This window comes from Stappia sp. G46H5W, from assembly GCF_058448995.1.
On the sequence record NZ_JBZFLL010000006.1, the window covers coordinates 31,506 to 52,940 of the forward strand.

Here is a 21,435-nt window from a genome sequence, read left to right on the forward strand (position 1 = left end):
GCCCGCGATCTGCAGGCGCCTGCCAGTCCGAGGGAGGCGGCGGGAGGACAGGTGGGAGGCTGCCGCGCCCTCAGTTCATCAGCCGGGGTAGCCAGAGCACGATGTCCGGCCACAGGGTGATCAGCGTCAGCAGCCCCATCAGCAGCAGGAAGAACGGGAAGGTCGCCTTCGCCACGGTGAGGATGTTGGCGCCCGTCACGCTCTGCATCACGAACAGGTTGAAGCCGACCGGCGGGGTGATCTGCGCCGCCTCGATCAGGATCGTGATGAAGATGCCGAACCAGATCAGATCGACGCCCGCCGTCTGCACCATCGGCAGCATCACCGAGGAGGTGAGCACGATGATGGAGATCCCTTCCAGGAAGCAGCCGAGGACGAGGATCAGCAGGCCGAGCACCGCCAGCAGCGCGTAGGGCGACAGGTTCAGCGCATCGACCCAGCCGGCGAGCTGGCGCGGCAGGTCGACGAAGGCGACGGCGATGGACAGGCACGCGGCGCAGGCGATGATGAAAGAGATCATGCAGGACGTGCGCACGGCCGCCATGACGCCGTCCATGAAGGTGGCCCGTGTCAAGGTGCCGCTCAGCGCCGACAGGGCGAGGGCGCCGATCACGCCGATCACCGCCGCTTCCGTCGGGGTGGCGAAACCGCCGTAGATCGAGCCGATCACCAGCGCGATGAGGCCGACGGCAGGGGCCAGGTTGCGCAGGCCCGCCAGCTTGGCGCGCCAGCTCGGCGCGGTCTCCGGCTCCGGCATCTTGTCGCGGTTGATGAGGCTCCAGATCGCCGTGTAGCCCATGAACAGGGCGATCAGCAGCAGGCCGGGCACCACCCCGGCGATGAACAGGCGGCCGATCGACTGTTCCGCCGTCACGCCGTAGACGATCATGATGATCGAGGGCGGGATCAGCAGGCCGAGCGTGCCGGAGCCCGCCAGCGTGCCGATGGTCATGTTGGCGGGATATTCGCGCTTCGACAGTTCGGGAACCGTCATGCGGCCGATGGTGGCGCAGGTGACCGCCGAGGAACCGGTGATCGCCGCCAGCACGCCGCAGCCCAGGATGTTGACGTGGAGCAGGCCGCCGGGCAGGCGCCCGACCAGCGGGGCTAGGCCGCGGAACATCCTGACCGACAGGTTCGAGCGGAAGAGGATCTCTCCCATCCACACGAACAGCGGCAGCGAGGTCAGCGCCCAGCCCCAGCTGCTGTCCCAAAGGGTCGAGGCGATCAGCGAACCGGTGGGCGCGGAGGTGAACAGCGCCATCATCGCCATGCCGACGGCCAGCAGCGTGACGGAGACCCACACGCCGGCGGCCAGCAGCCCGAAGATGAGGACCGCCAGGGTGATGGCGGAGACGAAGATCATGTCCATGATGGCCTACTCCGCGTGGCTGTCTTCGGGATGGGTGTCGCTGTCGTAGCTCGGCACGTTGCCGCGCAGCACCTGCACCAGGTCGTCGAGGATCGCGACGGCGAAGAGCACGACGCCGACCGAAACGCCGGCCTGCGGGATCCAGAAGGGCATGGCCAGCAGGCCCGGGCTGACATCGTTGTAGCTGTAGGACTGAAAGGTCAGCTCGATGACGTGCCAGGCGAGAAAGCACACCGCGGCGCCGGCGACGAGGCAGTTGAAGACCTCGAAGACCCGCTTCGGCCCGGCCGGCAGGTGGCTGACCACCAGCGTGATGCGCACATGGGCGCCATGCCGGAACGTGTGCGCCAGACCGAAGAAGGTGGCGGCGGCCAGACACAGTCCGGCCGCCTCGGTGGAATCGACGGTGACCGACATGGTGCGGGCCACCACCTGCACGACGATCGTCACGCCGATGCCGATCAGGAACAAGGCTGCCAGATAGCCGGCCGCCTCATAGAGGCTGTCGAGGACGCGTCGGATCATGAGCCGATTCCTCCCTCCTTGGCTGTGGCCGGATCAGTCGAGCGATGCCTGGTAGGCCTCGTAGACCGCCTTTTCCGCGTCGGAGGCGCGGGTCATCCAGTCGGCGACCATCTCCTTGCCGATCTCGTCGATGCGGTCGAGCACGTCCTGCGGCGCCTGGTTGATGGTGATGCCGTGCTCCTTGAGGACGTTCTCGCGCTCCTCGCTGGCGGCCTTGGCCAGTTCCCAGCCGCGTGCGGTCGCCGCCTCGCCCTCTTCCAGGACGATCTTGCGGATGTCATCGGGAAGGGCGCGCAGGGCCCGCTCGTTGACGATCACGGCGTTCTTGTTGTGCATCGTGCCGGTATAGGTGAACACGTCGAGGTAATCCCAGACCTGCACGTCGGTGCCCGACTGCGCACTGGTCCAAAGCGCCTCGATCATGCCGGTGGCGAAGGCCTGCGGCACCTCGGCAAAGGGCAGGATGATCGCCTGGGTGCCGAGCTTCTCGCCCATGACCTGGGTCTGCTGGGAGTAGATGCGCAGCTTCACGCCGTTCAGGTCGTCGAGCGAGTTGATCGGCTCGGCGGTGAAGAAGCCCTGGCCCGGCCAGGCGACATAGGTGATGACGCGCATGCCGTTGCGGCCGAACCACTCGTCGTAGAACGGCTTCTGGGCCTCCATCAGCTTCCACGACTTGTCGAAGGTCGGCACGACGCCGGGAATGTTGTCGAGATTGAACATCTCCTGCTCGTTGCCGTAGACGCCCATGCGGATCTCGCCGATCTGCACCTGGCCCGACTGCACCGCGCGCTTGATGTTGTCGAGCTTGATGAGGCTGTCATGGGAGCGCAGGTCGATCTTCAGCTCGCCCTTGGTCCTCTCCTCCACCGCCGCGATGAACTGGCGGATGTTCTTGGTGAAAAAGCTGGTTTCCGGATAGCCCGAGGCCATCGTCCACTGGGTTGCCGCAAGGGCGGGGCCGGCGAGGGCGAGCGTGGCCGAAGCCAGGGCGGCCGCGCGAAGCAGGGACTTCAGGGACATTCTTGTTCTCCGTCTGTTGGGGTGATGGGCGCCTGCGGGCACTGCCCGGCGCGTGGGCAATTGGCTTGCCTCTCGCTTTACGTATGCAGACTGTCATATGTTGTCATATGTGTCAAAACCGTAAAACGCGGTTTTGGCGATTCCTGCGATTTTGTCGATGGATCGAGCGATGGAGCGCAGACGCGCAGCCGGCATCGGCCGGCCGCAGGCGGCCGGAGGCGTCAGGCGCAGGAAAGGGCAGGCGAAACGGTCTTTCCGGGAACGGGCGCGCGCTGGCGGGCGATGCCGCCGCGCGCCGGTCCGCGCGTCAGACGGCGGACTGGCGGTAGCGCATCAGGCTGCCCGACAGGTGGCGGCGCATGGCATCGCGTGCGGCGGCCGGGTCCTGGGCCTCGATCGCCTCGAGAATGGCGCGGTGCTCGTCCTGCAGCTTTTCGGTATAGGCGCCGGTTCGCGCCTTGCCGCCGATGGCATTGACGCGCAGGCGCGGGATGATCTGCGGCCCGAGAAAGGTCAGGAACTTCTCGAAATACGGGTTGTTGGTGGCCCGGGCGATGGCCAGGTGGAACTCGAAATCCATCGGTCCGCTCTGGCCGGTGTCGTCGGCGGACAGGCTATCCAGCGCGTCGCGGATCCGGGTCAGTTGCTCCTCGCTGCGCCGCTCCGCCGCCATGGCGGCTGCCTCCAGCTCGACGCTGAGGCGCAGCTCCAGGATCTGCAGGATCTCCTGCACCGCCGCATCGGGAAGCGGCGAGATCTCGAAAGGCTGCAGGCGCGGGGCGTCGTCGACGAAGACGCCGATGCCCTGGCGCGACTTGAGCACCCCATCGGCGCGCAGCGAGGCGACCGCCTCGCGCACCACCGTGCGGCTGACGCCGAACTCGGCGCACAGGTCGCTTTCGGAGGGGATGCGCTCGCCGGGAAGATAAACCTTGTCGTCGATCTTCTGCAGGATCTGCTTCTTCAGCTGCGATGAAAGGCTTTCCCGTCTCCCGAGCATTCTTATTCCTTTTTGCGTCGCGCTATGCCTGTTGGGCATCATATAACAGACCACATGGCCGTGCTAGCAATTGCAACCTGCTTTGGCGGTTTCCCCTCAGTCATCCACCAGCAGGATGGCCTCCACCTCGACGCTCATGTCGTGCGGCAGCGAGGCGACGCCGACCGCACTGCGCGCATGGCGCCCCGCCTCGCCCAGCACCTGCAGGAAGAGGTCGGAGCAGCCGTCGATCACCTTGGGGTGGTCGCGGTAGCCGGGAACGGCGTTGACCATCCCCAGCAGCTTGACCACGGTGCGGATGCGGCCGAGATCGCCCAGCTCCGCCTGTGCGGCGGCAAGCAGCTGCAACCCGGCCGAGCGGGCATGGTCGTGCGCCTCGGCCGTCGTCACGCTCTCGCCGACACGGCCCGAGGCGACCTGCCCGTCGGCGCCGGCTCCGCCCCGTCCCGACAGGAACAGGAGGGGGCCTGCCCGCCGGGCGGGACTATAGGAGCCGGCAGCCTCGCGCACCGGCGGCAGCTCCAGCCCGAGGTCGCGCAGCCGCTCCAGCGGGTTCACGCCTCGTCTCCGAGCGCTGCGACCGCCTCGCGGATGCGCGTGCAGGCGCTGGCGAGCAGCGGGCGCGCGGCGGCGAAGGACAGACGCACATAGGGCGACAGCCCGAAGGCGGAGCCCGGCACGGTGGCAACGCCGGCGGCCTCCAGCAGGTACTCGGAAACGTCCGCGTCGCCGGCAAGCCGCCTCCCGTCCGGCCGCAGCCGGCCGATCAGGCCCTTGCACTCGAGGAAGGCGTAGAAGGCGCCTTCCGGCTTGCGGAGCCTGAGGCCGGGAATGCCGGACAGACCGTCGATCACCAGATCGCGCCGGGCGGTGTATTCGCGGCCCGCCTCGGCCACGAAGCCCTGCGGCCCGTTCAGTGCGGCGACGGCGGCCGCCTGGGCGACCGAGCACGGGTTGGACGTGCTCTGCGACTGGATCTTGGCCATCACCTTGATCAGGCCGGCAGGCCCGGCCGCGTAGCCGATCCGCCAGCCGGTCATCGCATAGGCCTTGGAGACGCCGTTGACCGTCACCGTGCGATCGCGCAAGCGCGGGCAGGCGGCAAGGAAGGGCGTCGCCTCGGCCCCGTCATGCAGGATGTGCTCGTAGATCTCGTCCGACAGGATCAACACCCGCGGGTGCCGCTCGAGCATCGCCCCCAGCGCCTCCAGCTCGGAGCGGGAGAAGGCGGCGCCCGACGGATTGCCCGGCGAGTTGAGGAACAGCCAGCGCGTCTTCGGGGTGATCGCCGCTTCCAGCTGCTCCGGGGTCGGCTTGAAATCCGCCTCGATCGGGCATTCGACCACCTTCGGCACGCCGCCCAGCAGCAGCGCCATGTCGGTATACGAGACCCAGTAGGGCGCCGGCACCAGCACCTCGTCGCCGGGCTCCAGCGTTGCCATCAGGGCATTGAAGATGACCTGCTTGGCGCCGTTGCCGGCCGAGATTTCCTGGCGGGAGAAGAGCAGGCCGTTCTCGCGCGCGAATTTGCCGATGATCGCGTCCTTGAGCTCCGCCGTGCCGTCGGCGGCGGTGTAGCGGGTCGCGCCCGCCCGCATCGCCGCCTCCGCCGCGTCCAGGATATGGGCGGGCGTGTCGAAGTCCGGCTCGCCGACGCTGAGGTCGACGACATCGGCCCCGCCGGCGCGCAGTTCCCGCGCCCGCACCGAGATGGCCATGGCCGGCGACAGCTTGATCAGGCTGGCGCGTTCGGCCTCATAGGTCATGGCGACCCCGCTCATTTGCTCGCCACGTATTCGAACGCCTCGTCGCGGGCCGCCGCATCCGGGTCCCGCTTGTCCGGGGCACCGAAGCCGCCGCCGCCGGGAAGCGAGAGGATCAGCCGCCGGTCGGCCGGCACGTGCTGGCGTCCCTTGGAGGCAAGGCGGGTGCCGTCGTCCAGCGTCACCGAGCCCGGCTCGCCGTCATGGCCGCCGTCGCGTCCGCGCGCGGGATGGTCGATGCGGTCGAACATGGCGTTGAAGTGGAACTCGTGCCCGGCCGCCGCGCCGATCTCGACAACCTGGCCGAGGCCGCCGCGATACTGGCCGGCGCCGCCCGACCCGTCGCGCAGCTCCTTGCGCCAGAAGATCACCGGGCCGACATGCTCGGTCGCCTCGATCGACATGGAGTGCACGCCGCTGGGGAAGGCGGTGGCGCTGAGTCCGTCGAGGCTGGCCCGGGCGCCGGCGCCGCCGCTGTTGAACAGCAGCACCTCGGCCCGCCGGCCGCCGTCGGCGGGGGCCTCAGCGCCCTGCAGCGGACGCGCGCTGACATGCAGGTTCCACAGCGCGCCGGAGCCTTCCGCCGGCACGCGGCCGGGCAGCATCTTGTGCACCGCGCCGAGCACCGCGTCGGGAATGAAATGCCCGAGCACGTGGCGCACCGCCACCGGGGCGGGATGCTGCGCGTTGAGGATGCAGCCCTTCGGCGCGGCGAAGTGGAACGGGGCGAGCGAGCCGTGATTGTTGGGAATGTCCGGGGCCAGCGCGCATTTCAGCCCGTAGCAGGCATAGGCCTTGGAGTAGATCATCGGCACGTTGATGCCGAGGGGGCTGGGACCGGAGGTGCCGTCGAAATCGGCAAGGATGTGGTCGTCATGCACGTCGATGCGCACGGCCAGATCGACCGGGCTGCCGTAGCCGTCGACGCGCATCACATTGTCGTAGGAGCCCTTCGGCAGCGCCGCGATCCGCTCCAGCGTCGCGTTGTAGCTGCGGTCGAAGACGAAGTCGGCGAGCTCTTCCAGATCGGCAAGGCCGAACTCGCCCATCATGTCCATCAGCCGCCGGTGGCCGGTCTCGTTGCAGGCCGCCAGCGAGAAGATGTCGCCGACCACCTGGTCCGCCTCGCGCACGTTGTGGCGCAGGATGTTGACGAGGTCGCGGTTGACGGTGCCGCGTTCGACGAACTTCATGATCGGGATGAAGATGCCTTCCTCGTAGACCTCGTTGGCATCCGGGCCGAAGCCGCGTCCGCCCACGTCCACCACATGCGCGGTGCAGGCGAAGAAGCCGACCAGCGCGCCACCGCGGAAGGACGGGGTCACCATGGTGATGTCGAGGAGGTGGCCGGTGCCCTTCCACGGATCGTTGGTGATGTAGACATCGCCTTCGAAGATGTTGTCCGGGCCGATGTCATTGATGAAATGCCCGACGGCCTCGGCCATCGCGTTGACGTGGCCCGGCGTGCCGGTGACCGCCTGGGCGATCATCTTGCCGCCGCGGTTGAAGACGCCGGCGGACAGGTCGCCGGACTCGCGCACGCTGGTGCTGAAGGCGGTGCGGATGAGCGTGACGGCCTGTTCCTCGACCACCGAGATGAGGCGGTTCCACATGACCTGCATGCGGACGTCGGAGAGCGAATTTCCGGTCATGGCTTGTGTTTCCTTCACGCTTTCGAGCGGACGAGCAGACATCCGTCCGCCTGGAAGACCGCTTCCTGTCCGTCCGTGATGATCGTGGTGGTCTCGTTTTCGGTGATGACGGCGGGGCCGGCGATGCAGTCGCCCGGCGCCAGCTCGGCACGGGCGACGACGGCGGCGGTGACGAAGCCGGCGGTGCGGGCCTCGAACATCTGCCGCGTCGCGGCCGCCTCCAGCCGCCGCTTCGCCTCCAGGCGCGGAACGCGCGGGGCCGGATAGGCCTCGGAGCTCGCCCGCAGCGACCAGCTGACGATCTCGATGTCGAGCTTGTCGATCAGCCGGCCGAACAGCTGCTCGTAGACCTCCTCGAAGCCCTTGCGGAATACGTCGACCTCGCCGGCGGCATAGTCGCGCACATCCACCGCAACCGGCACTTCCCAGCCCTGGCCGGCGTAGCGCATGTAGGCGGTGCATTCGAGGCTCGGCACCGCGTCGGGCGCGCCGGAGCGCACGAAGGCGGTCGCCTCCTCGGCGAGGTCCTTCAGCACGGCGTTGACCTTGCCGGCATCGAAGGCGCTGAGGCGCAGGAAGGCGCTGCGCACGGATTCGAAGCCGAAGGGCGCGCGCAGGAAGCCGATGGCCGAGCCGACGCCCGCTCCCGGCGGCACCAGCAACTCGCTGATGCCGAGCTTCTCGCAGAGCCGGCCGGCATGCAGGGGCGCGGCGCCGCCGAAGGCGATCATCGTGTAGTCGGCGAGCTCCATGCCGTTTTCCACCGCATGCATGCGTGCCGCGTTGCTCATGTTCTCGTCGACCACCTCGCACAGGCCAAAGGCGGCCGTGGTGCCGTCGATGTCGAGCGGGCGGGCGAGATCGCGCTCGATGGCGCCGGTTGCCGCGCCCGTGTCCAGCGTCATCGAACCGCCGGCGAACCCGTCCGCCGCCAGCTTGCCGAGCAGCAGGTCGGCATCGGTGACCGTCGGCTTGTCGCCGCCGCGGCCGTAGCAGGCCGGGCCGGGCTCGGAACCGGCGCTGTGCGGGCCGACGCGGATCTGGCGCATGGCATCGACGGCGGCGATGGAGCCGCCGCCCGCGCCGATCTCGACCATCTCGATCACCGGGATCGAGATCGGCATGCCGCTGCCCTTCTTGAAGCGGTAGGTGCGGGCCACCTCGAAGGTCTTCGCGGTCTTCGGCACCTGGTTGTCGATCAGGCAGATCTTGGCGGTGGTGCCGCCCATGTCGTAGGAGAGCACGCGCTCCAGCCCGTGCTGGCGGGCGATATGGGCTGCGAAGATCGCGCCGCCCGCCGGTCCCGATTCCAGCAGGCGGACGGGGAACTCGATGGCGCTTTCCACGCTGATGATGCCGCCGCCCGAATGGATCATGAAGACCGGGCAGGTGGTGCCGGCGGCCTTGAGGCTGTCGGTCAGCCGGCGCAGGTAGGAGGCCATCAGCGGCTTCACATAGGCATTGGCGCAGACCGTGTTGAAGCGCTGGAACTCGCGCATCTGCGGCGAGACCTCGCTCGAGATCGAGACGAAGAGGTCCGGCTGGCGGGCCAGCAGCGCGTCGCGGATGCGCCGCTCGTGCGCGCCGTTGACATAGGAGTGGATCAGGCCGACGGCGATGCTCTCGAAGCCGCCTGCCAGCACAGTCTCGACCAGGGCGTCGAGCTCGGCCTCGTCGATCTCCTTCAGCACGTTGCCGTGGGCGTCGATGCGCTCGTCGAGGACGAAGCGCTCGTTGCGCGGCACCAGGGGCGCCGGCAGCACGATGTCGAGGTCGTACTGCTCGAAGCGGTTCTCGGTCCGCATCTCGATGACGTCCCGGAAGCCCTTGGTGGTGATGAAGGCGGTGCGCGCGCCGCGCCGCTCGATCAGGGCGTTGGTTGCCAGCGTCGTGCCGTGGATGAGCGTGTCGATCTGGTCGAGCGCGATGCCGGCGCGTTCGGCGACCAGCCGCACGCCGTCGACGATGCCCTGTTCCGGTGCCGTGTAGTTGGTCAGCACCTTGGCAGAGTGCATGGCATCGCCAACTTCCATGGCAACATCGGTGAAGGTTCCGCCGATGTCGGCCCCTACCCGGATCTGCTTGCCGTCCTTCGTCATGTTCGCCGCGTCTCCCGCTTGCCTTGGGCTGGACCGGCCCCTCCCCGGAGCCGGTCGTGTTACTTGTATGACAACATACTACATGGAAATGTCAAGACGTCTGATGTGTGATTACATCAGTTTTGCGCCCCCGCCCGCGCGTCGACCGGCAGCAGGTCGGCCGGCATGTTCTGGTAGCAGACCGGGCGCAGGAACCGCCGGATCGCCATCGAGCCGACGCTGGTTGCGCCGAAATTCGTCGAGGCCGGATAGGGGCCGCCATGCACCATCGCGTCGCAGACCTCGACGCCGGTCGGATAGCCGTTGACCAGCAGCCGGCCGGCCTTGCGCTCCAGCACCGGCACCAGCGCGCGTGCCTGCGCATGATCGCCCGGCTCCAGCTGCAGCGTGCAGGTGAGCTGGCCGGCGAGGCTGCCTGCCACCTGCGCCATTTCCTCGGCCGAGGAGACGGTCACCACCAGTCCGAGCGGGCCGAACACTTCCTCGGCAAGATGCGGTTCAGTGAGGAAGCGGGTGCCTTGGGTGCGCAGCAGGGCCGGCGAGGCCTCGCGCGGCCCGCAGGACGCCCCGAGATGGACGGGCTTGCCGCCGGCCGCCTCCAGTTCGCCCGCGCCCCGGCGGAAGGAGGCGGCGATCTCGGCCGTCAGCATCGGCTGCGGCGCCACCAGCGACAGGGCCCGCGCCGCTTCGGCGATCAGGGCCTCGGCCGCCTCTCCCTCGCGCAGCACCAGGACGCCCGGATTGGTGCAGAACTGGCCGACGCCCATCACCAGCGAGGCGGTCCATTCGCGGGCGATGCTCTCGCCGCGGGTCCGCAGCGCCTCGTCCAGCACGAAGACCGGGTTGACCGAGCCGAGCTCGCCGAAGAACGGGATCGGCTCCGCGCGCTGCGCGCAAAGGTCGAACAAGGCCCGCCCGCCGGCAAGGCTGCCGGTGAAGCCGACCGCCCGGATCAGCGGATGGGTGACGAGCGTTTCTCCGGCCGCCCGGTCGGCGCTCTGCACCAGCGAGAAGGTGCCGGCCGGCATCTCGCAGGCGATGCGCGCCGCCTCGATGGCCTCTGCCACGATCTCGCCGGTCGCCGGATGGGCCGGATGGCCCTTCACCACCACCGGGCAGCCGGCGGCAAGGGCCGCGGCCGTGTCGCCGCCGGCGGTGGAAAAGGCGAGGGGGAAGTTCGAGGCGCCGAACACGGCGACGGGGCCGAGCGGGCGCATGCACAGGCGCAGCTCCGGGCGCGGCGGCGTGCGGTCGGGCAAGGCCTCGTCGACGCGCAGGTCGAGATGGCGCCCGGCGCGGATATGGCCGGCGAACATGCGCAGCTGGCCGGTGGTGCGGCCGCGCTCGCCCTCGACCCGCGCCTGCGGCAGGCCGGTCTCGGCCATCACCGTCGGCGTCAGGTCGTCGGCGCGCGCCTCGATGGCATCGGCAATCGCCTCCAGGAAGGCCGCCCGCTGCGCGCGCGAGGTCTGGTCATAGCCGGCGAAGGCAGCCTCCGCAGCGCGAACCGCCGTGTCGATCTCGGCCGCTCCGCCATTGGCGAAGCCGTGGGAGGGACCGCTGACCGGCCGGCTGTCGAAGCGCGCGCTGCTGTCGACGCGCGCGCCGGCGATGAGATGCGTGCCGTGGGGGCGATAGGCCATGTCGGAATGCTCCTTGCCTCATGTGAAAATTCGGTCCGCGCAACCCATCATAAAATAAGACATCATACAACTGTTGACTTTCATCTGATGGCGGGTAGAAGCTTTGCGGAACCAAACAAGCCAATGAGGAGCGCTTCCATGGACCCGATCGAACTGAAGGAAAGGCTTGCATCCAGCCTCCTGTCGTTCCCCGTCACGCATTTCACGGCCGATGGCGGCTTCAACGCCGAGAGCTATCGCCGGCATGTGGAGTGGTTGTCCGGCTTCGACGCCGCGGGCCTGTTCGCCGCCGGCGGCACGGGCGAGTTCTTCTCGCTGGCCCCGGACGAGATCCCGCATGTGGTGCGCGCGGCCAAGGAAGCCGCCGGCAGCACCCCCATCGTCGCCGGTTGCGGCTACGGCACGGCGCTTGCCGTCTCCATCGCCAGGCAGGCCGAAGCCGCTGGCGCGGACGGGCTGCTGCTGCTGCCGCATTATCTGATCGACGCATCGCAGGAAGGGCTCTACGCCCATGCGAAGGCCGTGTGCGATGCCGTCGGCATCGGCGTGATGATCTACAATCGCGACAACGCCATCTACAAGGCGGACACGGTCGCGCGCCTGTGCGAGGCCTGCCCGAACCTGATCGGCTTCAAGGACGGCAGCGGTGAAATGGGCCTGGTGCGCCAGGTCACGGCCACGGTCGGCGACCGGCTCACCTATCTGGGCGGCATGCCGACGGCCGAGCTTTTTGCCGAGGCCTATCTCGCCGCCGGCTTCACCACCTATTCCTCGGCCGTCTTCAACTTCGTGCCGGGCATGGCGGTGGAGTTTTACAAGGCGCTGCGCGCCGGCGAGACCGCCACATGCGAGACCCTGCTGAAGGGCTTCTTCTTCCCCTTCATGAAGCTGCGCGAGCGCGCGCCCGGCTATGCCGTGTCGCTGGTGAAGGCGGGCGTGCGCCTCAAGGGCTTCGAGGCCGGCCCGGTGCGCCCGCCGCTGACCGACCCGACGGCGGAAGAAGAGCGTCTGCTCGGCGAGCTGATCTCCTTCGCGGAAAGCCGCGCACGCTGAAACGCGCTGCCCGACAGGTACCCGAAACGAAAAGGCCCGCGGGAGACGCTCTCCCGCGGGCCTTTTTCGTGCGCGCTGCGGCGTCAGTCGTCCCGGCTTGCGGGCTGGGGCTCGGCGCGCTGCAGCCGCTCCACCAGCGAGACCGAGCCGCGCATGATATGGTCCTTCAGGAAGGTCTGCGCCTCGGCGATGTTCCCCTCGCGGCACAGTTTCAGGATGCGGCGGTGCTCGGCATCCATCGCCTCGCTGCCGATGGTGAAGCGCATCGGCACGGGAAAGTGGCGATAGGTGTTCATGTAGAGCTTTTCGAGAATGTCCAGGCTCTGCGGCCGGTCCGCCGCCGTGTAGAGCGCGCGGTGGAACGCCCAGTTCATCCGCGTCCAGTGGGTCTGGGTGGACTTGTCGAGCATCTGGTCGAGGATCTCCTCGGCCGCGGCGAGATCCTCCGGCCGCATCGCCGGGATCGCGATGCCGATCAGCCAGGGCTCGAGCAGCGCCCGCAGCTCGTACATCTCGCTCAAGGCCTCGATCGACACGCCGCTGACCACCGCGCCCTTGTGCGCCTCGACCTTCACCAGGCCTTCCGCCTCGAGCTGGTTCAGCGCCTCGCGCACCGGCACCCGGCTCACCCCCAGCCGCGCGGCGAGCTTTTCCTGCTTCAGCTTCTCGCCGCTCGCCAGCTCGCCGGAAAGGATCATCGAGCGTATCCGCTCGGTGACCTGCATGGTGACGGTCTTGCGGGCGATCACGTGTGTCGCGTCATCCATGAACGGGCTCCAGACTCTTCTCACCTGCACCAATATCCCAAGCCGGTCCGTTTCGCACCAGCCGCAGGCCGGATCGGGCAGCTTTGATATGGGACTTTATTTTGTATCCAATATTCATTATACACATGACGCGAGCATGTCGGGAACCCCGGATCGGAGGGCGCTGGGTCTTGTGCACCGTCTTGAGCAACAACGAGGGAGCCTGCGGCATAGGCGCCTCGGCGGATCTGCTGGCGGCCGGCGCCCCCACCCTCGATGCACTGGAAGTCGGTGTGCGCCTGGTCGAGGCCGATCCGTCCGTGTGGACCGTCGGGCGCGGCGGCTGGCCCAATCTCCTCGGTATCGTCGAGCTGGACGCCTCGGTGATGGACGGCGATACGCTGCGCAGCGGCGCGGTCGGCGCCATCACCGGCTTCCTGCATCCGGTCTCCATCGCCCGCCGCCTGCTGGAGGAGCTGCCCCATGAGTTTCTCGTCGGCGAGGGCGCCATGCGCTTCGCCCGCGAGATCGGCGCCGAACGCGGCGAATTGCTGGCCGACCATGCCCGCGTCGCCTGGCGCTCCTGGTTCGAGGAGAGCTTGCGCGAGGACGAGCGCGCGGCCTGGCCGGCGACGGACCTGCGCAAGCTGTGCTGGCAGTCGATGGACCCGGAGATCGGCAAGGACACCACGGTCTTTCTCGGCCTCGACGGCCGCGGGAGCATCGCCACCGCCACCAGCACCTCCGGCTGGGGCTGGAAATATCCCGGCCGCCTCGGCGACAGCCCGGTGATCGGCGCCGGCTCCTATGCCGACAGCCGCTACGGCGCCTGCGCCTGCACCGGCGTCGGCGAGATGACCATCCGCTGCGGCACCGCGCGGGCCGTCGTCCTCTACATGAAGATGGGATTGACCGTCGCGCAGGCGGTGGATGCCGCCGTCGACGACATGCGCGCCCTCAAGGGCGGCCTGGTCGGGCGCGTCACCATCCATGCCATCGACAAGGCCGGCGAACACGCCGTCGTCGCCGTCAACGGCGAGCCCGGCAACCACTACTGGCTCTGGCGCGAGGGGTTTGCCGCCCCGCAGCGGCACGAGGCCCGCATCGTCACCCTTCATCCCCACACCGGCTCGGCGGCGACCACCCATGCCCGCGCCGAGCGGCATGCGCGCGCCGCCGCCGCCGCCCTCAAGGCGCTGGGCGGGACGGCCGCGTCCGCCGACCCGCAATTCTCAGGAGACCCCGAATGACTGTCATCGACCAGGCGCCCGTCAACCCGCTGTTCGCCGAGGATCCGGACGGGATCGCCGGCACCACGCTGGCCGATGTCGGCCGCCTGTTCCCGATCAAGCAGAAGCGCACCTATCTCAACAACGCCTCCATCGGCGCGCTGAGCCTGCCGGTGGTCGCCGCCGTCGAGCGCTTCCTCGGCAATTGCCGCGACAATGGCCGCAACGACTATCCCCGCTGGTGCAGCCATGCGGACGAGGTGATCAAGTCGCGGGTGGGCCAGCTGATCGGCGCCCGCCACAGCGAGATCGCCTTCGTCAAGAACACCACGGAAGGCCTCGTCAACGTCGCCAATGGCCTGGCCTGGCGGGAGGGCGACAATGTCGTCCTGCCGGATATCGAATATCCCTCCAACGTCTATTGCTGGATGAAGCTGGCGACCCGGGGCGTCAACATCCGCTGGGTGAAGAACCGCGGCGGGCGGATCCTGGTCGACGACATCCGCGAGGCGATGGACGCGCGCACGCGCCTCGTCTCGCTGAGCTCGGTGCAGTTCTCCAACGGCTTCCGCCAGGACCTGGAGGCGACCGCGACGCTGTGCCGGGAAAAGGGCGTGCTGCTCAACCTCGACGCCATCCAGTGGGTCGGCGCGCTGGAGATGGATGTGGAGCGCTACGGCATCGACTTCATGTCCTTCGGCGGCCACAAGTGGATGCTGGCCCCCGTCGGCACCGGCATCTTCTACTGCCGCGATACGGTTCTCGACCAGCTGGAGCCGACCTCGGTCGGCTACCACACGGTCGACCGCGGCGAGGCGCATATGGACTACGTGCTGGACTATCGTCCCGGCGCCGGGCGCTTCGAGGAGGCCTTGGTCAACTTCCCCGGCATCTGGGGCCTGGATGCGGCCGTGCGCATGCAGCTCGCGCTGACGCCGCGCGCCATCGAGGCGCATATCCTGTCGCTCACCGCCCGCGCCGCCGAAGGCCTGCGGGCCAAGGGCTACGAGATCCACAGCCCGTTCGGCGAGGGCGAGCGCTCGGGAAATCTCTCCTTCAGCCATCCGGCCTTCGCGCCGGAAGAGCTCGACAAGCGACTGGGCGGGGCCGGTGTCGACCTTGCCCAGCGGGGCGGCCGCCTGCGGATCTCGCCCAGCTACTACAACGACGCCGACGAGATCGACCGTCTCGTCGACGTGTTGCCGTGACCCCATCAAGATAAAAAGAACCAGCCAGAAGGAAGCCTCATCATGGAAATGACACGTCGCAGCTTCGCCCTGACGGGCCTGACAGCCCTGACGGGCCTTGCCCTCGGCGGCACCTCGCTCAGCGCCTTTGCCGCAGGCAAGGCCGGGACCCTGCGCTACGGCACGGTGACCGAGGTCACCAACATCGATCCGCACATCTATGCGGGCAACTCCTGGAAGGTGCTTATCGGTGTTCTCTACTCGCCCCTCGTCACCTTCGACACCAAGGGCGAGATCGTGCCGGCGGTGGCCGAAAGCTGGGAGCAGCCGGATGCGGCGACCATCGTCTTCCGCCTGCGCGAGGGCGTGACCTTCCATGACGGCAGCGCGCTGACCGCGGACGACGCCGTCTTCTCGCTGGAGCGCATCCGCGACGAGGCGACCGGCGCGACGCTGCGCGGCTATCTGGTCGATTGCACCATCGCCAAGGTCGACGAGCGCACGGTCGAGGTGAAGAAGTCGGAGCCCGACGCCTCGCTCCTGTCCGTCCTGGCGCTGCCCGAGGCGGCGATGGTGTCGAAGGCCTGGGTCGAGTCCGGCGTCAACATCAAGTCGCAGGCCAACGGCACCGGCCCCTTCACGCTGGCCGAATACGAGTCCGGCGTGCGCGCCCGCCTTGCCGCCAACCCCTCCTACTTCATCGAGGGCGAGCCGAAGCTCGAGACGGTCGACTTCCGCATGATCAAGAGCGACGACGCGCGCGTCTCCGCCCTGCGGTCCGGCCAGCTCGACATGATCGACTTCGTGCCGTGGAAGGACATCGACATGCTGGCGCGCATGCCGAACTTCGAGGTGGACTCCGCCTCCGGCGCCTTCATGAGCGTGTGGTTCAATGCCACCCGCGCGCCGTTCGACGACCCGCGGGTGCGCCGGGCGATGGCCTTTGCCGTCGACCGCGAGGCGATCTCGCGCGCGGCCTTCTTCGGCCATGGCACGCCGATCTTCTCGGTGCCGACGCCGCCGGACTCGCCCTATTTCAATGCCGACCTGAAGGGCGCCGTCTCCCTCGACCTCGAAAAGGCGAAGGCGCTGCTGGCCGAGGCCGGCCACGGCGAGGGCCTCGACATGGAGCTGATCGTCTACCAGGGCCTCGGCATCTACACCACGACCGCCCAGATCCTGCAGGCCAATCTCAAGGAGATCGGCGTCAACGTCTCGATCCGCCTGGTGGAATGGTCCGACCTCGTCTCGCGCAAGAACGGCGCGGACTACGACGCGATGATCTACGGCGTCTCCATGAAGCTGAACGACCCGGACGCCTACAGCTACTATCTCGGATCGGAATCCGCCTACTGGGCCAAGCCCATCGGCTACCGGGACGAGACGCTGGAGGCGCTGCTCGACGAGGGCCGCCAGCTCACCGATCAGGGCGCGCGCAAGGCCGTCTACGCCAAGGCGGAGGAGCGGATCCTCGAGACGATGCCGTGGATCTTCATCAACTACCGCGAACAGGCCCAGGCCTATACGCGCAAGGTGAAGGGTTACGTGCATCTCGGCGGTGCGCTGAGCGAGGCGGCCCCGGCCATCTCGCTGCCGAAGATCTCCCTCGACTGAGGCCCGTCCTCGCCTGACCGGCTCGTCCGGCATCGCAGACCCGCCCGCCGCGCCCTCGCCCTTGTCCGGCTGACGCGGCGGGCTCCGTTCAACGGGAGCGTTCCATGCTGAGGTTCCTCGGCCACCGGCTTTCCTCCGCCCTGCTGACGCTGGCCATCGCCGCCGTGGCGGTGTTCCTCGTCGCCCGCATGATCCCCGGCGATCCGGTGATGATCATGCTGGGCGAGGCCACCGGCGGCGATCCGGCGGCGGTTGCGCGCATGCGCAACGAACTGGGCCTCGACCGGTCCCTCTTCGTCCAGTTCGGCAACTGGGCGATGCGCCTGCTGCAGGGCGACTTCGGCGTCTCCATCCGCTCCGGCGAGCCGGTGCTCGACGACCTGCTGCTGCGCATCCCCCGCAGCCTGGAACTCATCGCCGGCGGCTTGCTGGTCGCCGTCCTGCTCGGCCTGCCGCTCGGCATCCTGTCGGCGCGCAACCGCGGCCGCCTGTCCGGCGCGATCAGCTCCATCGTCTCGGTGATCGGCTTTTCCGCCCCCGTCTTCGTCTCGGGCGTCATCCTCGTGGTCGTCTTCGGCGTCTGGCTGCAGCTGCTGCCCTCCTCGGGCTACGTGCCCTTCGCCGACGATCCGCTGCTGCACCTGTCCTGTCTCGTCCTGCCCTCGCTGGCCATCGGGCTCAACTTCATGGGCGTCGTCGCCCGCGTCACCCGCGCCAGCCTGATCGACACGATGGACAACGACTATGTGGCGCTCGCCCGCGCCAAGGGCCTGTCGCGGGGGCGGGCGATGATCCGCCACGCGCTGCCCAATGCCATGGTGCCGGTGATCGCCATCATCGGCATCCGCGCCGGCAACCTGCTCGGCGGCACGGTCATCGTCGAGGCGCTGTTCGACTGGCCGGGCCTCAGCTCGCTGCTGGTCAGCGCCTCCTTCTCGCGCGACTACCCGGTGATCCAGGGCAGCCTGATCGCCATCTTCGCGATCTTCATCCTCATCAGCCTGCTGATCGACCTCGCCCAGAGCTTCTTCGACCCGCGCGTGAGGGCCACCGCATGACGACCACCTTCCTCTCGACCTTCCTGCGCGAGCTGGGCAGCCGGCGGAACCTGGCCGCCTCCGCCGCCCTGCTGTTCCTGCTCGTCGTCGCGGTGCTGTCAGCTGCCGCGCCCCTGCTGCCGATCCAGGATCCGCTGGCCATCGACACGCTCAACATCCTCTCCGGCCCCTCGCAGGCGCATTGGCTGGGCACCGACGAGCTCGGCCGCGACATCCTTTCGCGCATCATCCATGGCGGGCGCATCTCGCTCGGCGTCGCCCTGTCGGCGGTGCTGCTCGCCGGCGTGCTCGGCACGTTGCTCGGCGTGCTGATCGGCTTTTGCGGCCCACGCGTCGAGGCGGTCGCCATGCGGCTGATCGATGTCTTCGTGTCGCTGCCGGAAATCTTCGTCGCGCTGATCGCGCTGGCGCTGCTCGGCGGGGGGCTTGGCACGCTGATCGGCACGATCGGGCTGATCTACTGCCCGCAATTCGCCCGCGTCGTCTACAACATGACCCGCTCGATCCGCGCCCGCGAGCATGTGCTGGCGGCGCGCTCGCTCGGCGCCGGCCGGCTCTGGCTGATCCGCCACGAGGCGCTGCCGAACCTTTATTCGATCATCGCCGTGCAGGCCTCGGTCACCTTCTCTTTCGCGCTGCTGATGGAGGCGGGCCTCAGCTTCCTCGGTCTCGGCGTGCAGCCGCCCACCCCGTCCTGGGGCCAGATGGTCGGCATTCTCAAGAACTACATCTACATCAACCCCTGGTCGGCCGTGTTCCCGGGCCTTGCCCTGTTCTTCGTGGTGCTGGCGGTCAATCTCGTCGGCGACCTGCTGCAGGACGTGCTCAATCCGGAGCTGCGCAAATGACCGCCGCCCCGCTTCTGTCCGTCCGCGACCTGTCCGTCCGCTTCGGCGATTTCCTGGCGGTCGACGGTGTCGGCTTCGACGTGGCGCCCGGCGAGGTCGTGTGCATCGTCGGCGAATCCGGGTCCGGCAAGTCGGTCACCGGCCGTGCGATCATGGGCCTGCTCGACGGTTCGGTCCGCCGCAGCGGCGAGATCCTGCTGCGCGGCGAAGCGCTGCAGGAGGCGTCCGAAAAGCGCATGAACGCGGTGCGCGGCAAGGAGATCTCGATGATCTTCCAGGAGCCGATGACCGCGCTCAATCCGGGCATGCGGGTCGGTGCCCAGATCGCCGAGGTCCTGCTGCTGCATTTCCCCGTCACCCGGGCCGAGGCCATGCGCCGGGCGGTGGCGCTGCTCGAGCGGGTCGGCATCCGCGATGCGAAGACGCGCGCCCGCGCCTTCCCGCACGAGCTGTCCGGCGGCATGCGCCAGCGGGTGATGATCGCCATCGCCTGCGCCGCCGATCCGGCGCTGATCATCGCCGACGAGCCCACCACCGCGCTGGACGTCACCGTGCAGGCGCAGGTGCTGGAGCTGCTGTTCAAGATGCAGCGCGAGCTCGGTTCGGCCGTCGTCTTCGTCACCCATGACCTCGGCGTCGTCGCCGGCATCGCCGACCGCGTCGTGGTGCTCTATCGCGGCAAGGTGGTGGAACAGGGCACGGTCACGGAGATCTTCACGCGGGCGCAGCATCCTTACACCCGCGCGCTGATCGCGGCCGCGCCCGATGTCGAGCTGCCGCGCACGCCGGGCCTGCGTTTTCCGACCGTCGACACGGATGCGATCTTCGGCCGGGCCGATGGCGCGCCCGCTCCTGTGGCCTCTTCCGCGCCCTCCGCCCCGGTTCCCGCCGCGCCCGCCTCTTTGGCCGAGAGCAAGGAGGATGCGGCAGTGCCGGCGCTGGAGCTGCGCGACCTGCACCGCACGTTCCGCCTCAGTGGCGGCATTCTGCCCTTCGGCGGCAAGTCCCTGCACGCGGTCAACGGCGTCAGCCTGACCATCGCGCCGGGCACCACCACGGCGCTGATCGGCGAATCCGGCTCGGGCAAGAGCACGCTCGGGCGCTGCGTCGCCCGGCTCGACCGGCCGACCTCCGGCGACATCCTCTATCGCGGCCGCGATGTGGTCTCCCTGCGCGGCGACGAGCTGATGGCCTTCCGCCGCCAGGTGCAGACGATCTTCCAGGACCCGTTCGCCTCGCTCAATCCGCGCCGCACCGTCGGCGATGCGGTGACCGACGGGCTCGCCATCCACGGCCTTGCCGGGCCGGCCGAGCGGCACGAGCGGGCGCGGGCGCTGCTTGCCCGCGTCGGCCTCGACCCGGATTATGTCTCGCGCTATCCGCACCAGTTCTCCGGCGGCCAGCGCCAGCGCATCGCCATCGCCCGGGCGCTGGCCCTCGACCCGCGCTTCATCGTCGCCGACGAGGCGGTGTCGGCGCTGGACGTCTCCGTGCGGGCGCAGGTGCTGAACCTGCTCTCCGACCTGCAGGACGAGCACCGCCTGTCCTTCCTCTTCATCACCCACGACCTGTCGACCGTGCGCCAGTTCGCCGACCGGGTGGCGATCATGCGCGCCGGCGAGATCGTCGAGGAAGGCGAGACCGAGGAGATCTTCACCGACCCGCAGCATGAGTACACGCGCAGCCTGCTCGCCGCCGTGCCGCGCATCCATCTGGAGAGCGCCCACCGCCTGCGGCCCCTGCCGGCCTGAGCGGGCGGGCCTTCCCTCGCGCGACATTCGGGCGCAAGCCGTGGCGTCCGCCGGCGCTCGACGGGCGGGCCGGCTTGCGCGATGATCTCGCGCATTGGACGACTTGTGCCGCGGGCGCACTGCCCGCCCTGCCGGGATCTGCGTGTGACCAAGACGAAACGGCCGGCCCGTGCGGGTCTCTGGCGATGGCTGCGGCGCGGGGCGTTGACCCTTGCCGCCGTCCTTGTCCTGTGCGTCGGCCATGCGGTCCTGCTGCAGCTCACCGGCAATCTCCACACGGTCGTTGCCGGCGAGCTCTACCGCTCGGCCCAGCCCTCGGGCGCGGACATCGCCAGCCAGCGCGAGCGCTTCGGCATCCGCACCATCCTCAACCTGCGCGGCGCCAGCCCCGGCGCCCCCTGGTACGAGGGCGAGCGCGCAGCGGCGGAGCAACTCGGCATCGGGCATCTCGACTTCGCCATGTCCGAAAGCCTTGTCCTGTCGCGGGCCGAAGCGGAGCAGCTCGTGACCCTGATGCGCGAGGCGCCCAAGCCCTTGCTCATCCATTGCCGCGCCGGGTCGGACCGCACCGGCCTTGCCGCCTCCCTCTACATGGCCGCCATCGCGGGGGCGGACGAGGAGGAGGCAGAGGCGCAGCTGTCCTTCCGCTTCGGCCATGTGCCGCTGCCCTGGCTGTCGCGGGCCTGGCCGATGGACGAGAGCTTCGAGCAGCTGGAGCACTGGCTCGGCTTCACCGCCTCCTGAGCCGTTGGCCGGCCGCGTTAGCCCGGCTCATCTTTCCCTGACGAAAACTCAGCAGCCGACGGCCTTCGTCCGTGCTCAACTGTCCCCGGCGGTCCGCATCCAGGCGGGCCGTCGACAAGGACGATTGC

General features: G+C 68.8%; 18 protein-coding genes. 8 read left to right on the forward strand and 10 right to left on the reverse strand.

Features of this window, described 5'->3' with window-relative positions; all coding sequences use genetic code 11:
* Positions 1-70: 70 nt before the first annotated feature.
* The 9 genes from ACVJ6E_RS18400 to ACVJ6E_RS18440 form a co-directional block, all read right to left on the reverse strand.
* Positions 71-1,372: a TRAP transporter large permease gene (locus ACVJ6E_RS18400; RefSeq protein ID WP_120270697.1), complete on the reverse strand. Its 1,302-nt coding sequence runs from the start codon at positions 1,370-1,372 to the stop codon at positions 71-73.
* Positions 1,373-1,378: 6 nt separating this feature from the next.
* On the reverse strand, positions 1,379-1,897 hold the full coding sequence (locus ACVJ6E_RS18405; RefSeq protein ID WP_120270696.1) for a TRAP transporter small permease: 519 nt from the start codon (positions 1,895-1,897) through the stop codon (positions 1,379-1,381).
* A 33-nt stretch (positions 1,898-1,930) separates the two neighbouring features.
* Complete coding sequence (locus ACVJ6E_RS18410) at positions 1,931-2,920, reverse strand: TRAP transporter substrate-binding protein (protein WP_120270695.1); 990 nt, start codon at positions 2,918-2,920, stop codon at positions 1,931-1,933.
* Positions 2,921-3,227: 307 nt separating this feature from the next.
* A complete protein-coding gene (locus tag ACVJ6E_RS18415) occupies positions 3,228-3,920 on the reverse strand; it encodes a FadR/GntR family transcriptional regulator (RefSeq protein ID WP_158592754.1) in 693 nt (230 codons plus the stop codon).
* Positions 3,921-4,016: 96 nt separating this feature from the next.
* A complete protein-coding gene (locus ACVJ6E_RS18420) occupies positions 4,017-4,478 on the reverse strand; it encodes a RidA family protein (RefSeq protein WP_120270694.1) in 462 nt (153 codons plus the stop codon).
* On the reverse strand, positions 4,475-5,686 hold the full coding sequence (locus tag ACVJ6E_RS18425) for an aminotransferase class I/II-fold pyridoxal phosphate-dependent enzyme (RefSeq protein WP_120270693.1): 1,212 nt from the start codon (positions 5,684-5,686) through the stop codon (positions 4,475-4,477). Before ACVJ6E_RS18425 ends, ACVJ6E_RS18420 begins: the two co-directional genes overlap by 4 nt.
* A gap of 11 nt (positions 5,687-5,697) precedes the next feature.
* Positions 5,698-7,335, reverse strand: a complete 1,638-nt coding sequence (locus tag ACVJ6E_RS18430) for a hydantoinase B/oxoprolinase family protein (RefSeq protein WP_120270692.1) — start codon at positions 7,333-7,335, stop codon at positions 5,698-5,700.
* Between the two features lie 14 nt (positions 7,336-7,349).
* Entirely contained in the window at positions 7,350-9,434 is a 2,085-nt protein-coding gene (locus ACVJ6E_RS18435; protein ID WP_120270691.1) for a hydantoinase/oxoprolinase family protein, read from the reverse strand.
* 116 nt (positions 9,435-9,550) lie between these two features.
* Positions 9,551-11,077 carry an aldehyde dehydrogenase (NADP(+)) gene (locus tag ACVJ6E_RS18440; protein WP_120270690.1) on the reverse strand — a complete coding sequence of 509 codons (1,527 nt, stop codon included), beginning with the start codon at positions 11,075-11,077 and terminating at the stop codon, positions 9,551-9,553.
* Positions 11,078-11,215: 138 nt separating this feature from the next.
* On the opposite strand from ACVJ6E_RS18440, the gene kdgD reads away from it, so the two are divergent.
* A complete protein-coding gene (gene kdgD, locus ACVJ6E_RS18445) occupies positions 11,216-12,130 on the forward strand; it encodes a 5-dehydro-4-deoxyglucarate dehydratase (RefSeq protein WP_120270689.1) in 915 nt (304 codons plus the stop codon).
* 83 nt (positions 12,131-12,213) lie between these two features.
* Here kdgD and ACVJ6E_RS18450 read toward each other — a convergent pair whose 3' ends face one another.
* Positions 12,214-12,897, reverse strand: coding sequence for a GntR family transcriptional regulator (locus ACVJ6E_RS18450; RefSeq protein ID WP_120270688.1), 684 nt, complete (start codon positions 12,895-12,897; stop codon positions 12,214-12,216).
* 170 nt (positions 12,898-13,067) lie between these two features.
* Between ACVJ6E_RS18450 and ACVJ6E_RS18455 the strand changes: the two genes are divergently transcribed.
* From ACVJ6E_RS18455 to ACVJ6E_RS18485, 7 genes are all read left to right on the forward strand, one after another.
* Positions 13,068-14,126, forward strand: coding sequence for a glycosylasparaginase (locus ACVJ6E_RS18455; RefSeq protein ID WP_208996877.1), 1,059 nt, complete (start codon positions 13,068-13,070; stop codon positions 14,124-14,126).
* Complete coding sequence (locus ACVJ6E_RS18460; RefSeq protein ID WP_120270686.1) at positions 14,123-15,313, forward strand: aminotransferase class V-fold PLP-dependent enzyme; 1,191 nt, start codon at positions 14,123-14,125, stop codon at positions 15,311-15,313. The genes ACVJ6E_RS18455 and ACVJ6E_RS18460 overlap by 4 nt, the downstream gene beginning before the upstream one ends.
* Before the next feature lie 42 nt (positions 15,314-15,355).
* Positions 15,356-16,906 carry an ABC transporter substrate-binding protein gene (locus ACVJ6E_RS18465; RefSeq protein ID WP_120270685.1) on the forward strand — a complete coding sequence of 517 codons (1,551 nt, stop codon included), beginning with the start codon at positions 15,356-15,358 and terminating at the stop codon, positions 16,904-16,906.
* A gap of 104 nt (positions 16,907-17,010) precedes the next feature.
* The gene (locus tag ACVJ6E_RS18470) at positions 17,011-17,964 is read left to right on the forward strand and encodes an ABC transporter permease (protein ID WP_120270684.1); all 954 of its coding nucleotides are present in this window, start codon (positions 17,011-17,013) and stop codon (positions 17,962-17,964) included.
* Positions 17,961-18,812 carry an ABC transporter permease gene (locus tag ACVJ6E_RS18475; protein WP_067222899.1) on the forward strand — a complete coding sequence of 284 codons (852 nt, stop codon included), beginning with the start codon at positions 17,961-17,963 and terminating at the stop codon, positions 18,810-18,812. Before ACVJ6E_RS18470 ends, ACVJ6E_RS18475 begins: the two co-directional genes overlap by 4 nt.
* Positions 18,809-20,563: an ABC transporter ATP-binding protein gene (locus ACVJ6E_RS18480; protein WP_120270683.1), complete on the forward strand. Its 1,755-nt coding sequence runs from the start codon at positions 18,809-18,811 to the stop codon at positions 20,561-20,563. The genes ACVJ6E_RS18475 and ACVJ6E_RS18480 overlap by 4 nt, the downstream gene beginning before the upstream one ends.
* Before the next feature lie 144 nt (positions 20,564-20,707).
* Positions 20,708-21,307, forward strand: a complete 600-nt coding sequence (locus tag ACVJ6E_RS18485) for a tyrosine-protein phosphatase (protein ID WP_491676508.1) — start codon at positions 20,708-20,710, stop codon at positions 21,305-21,307.
* Positions 21,308-21,435: the final 128 nt, after the last annotated feature.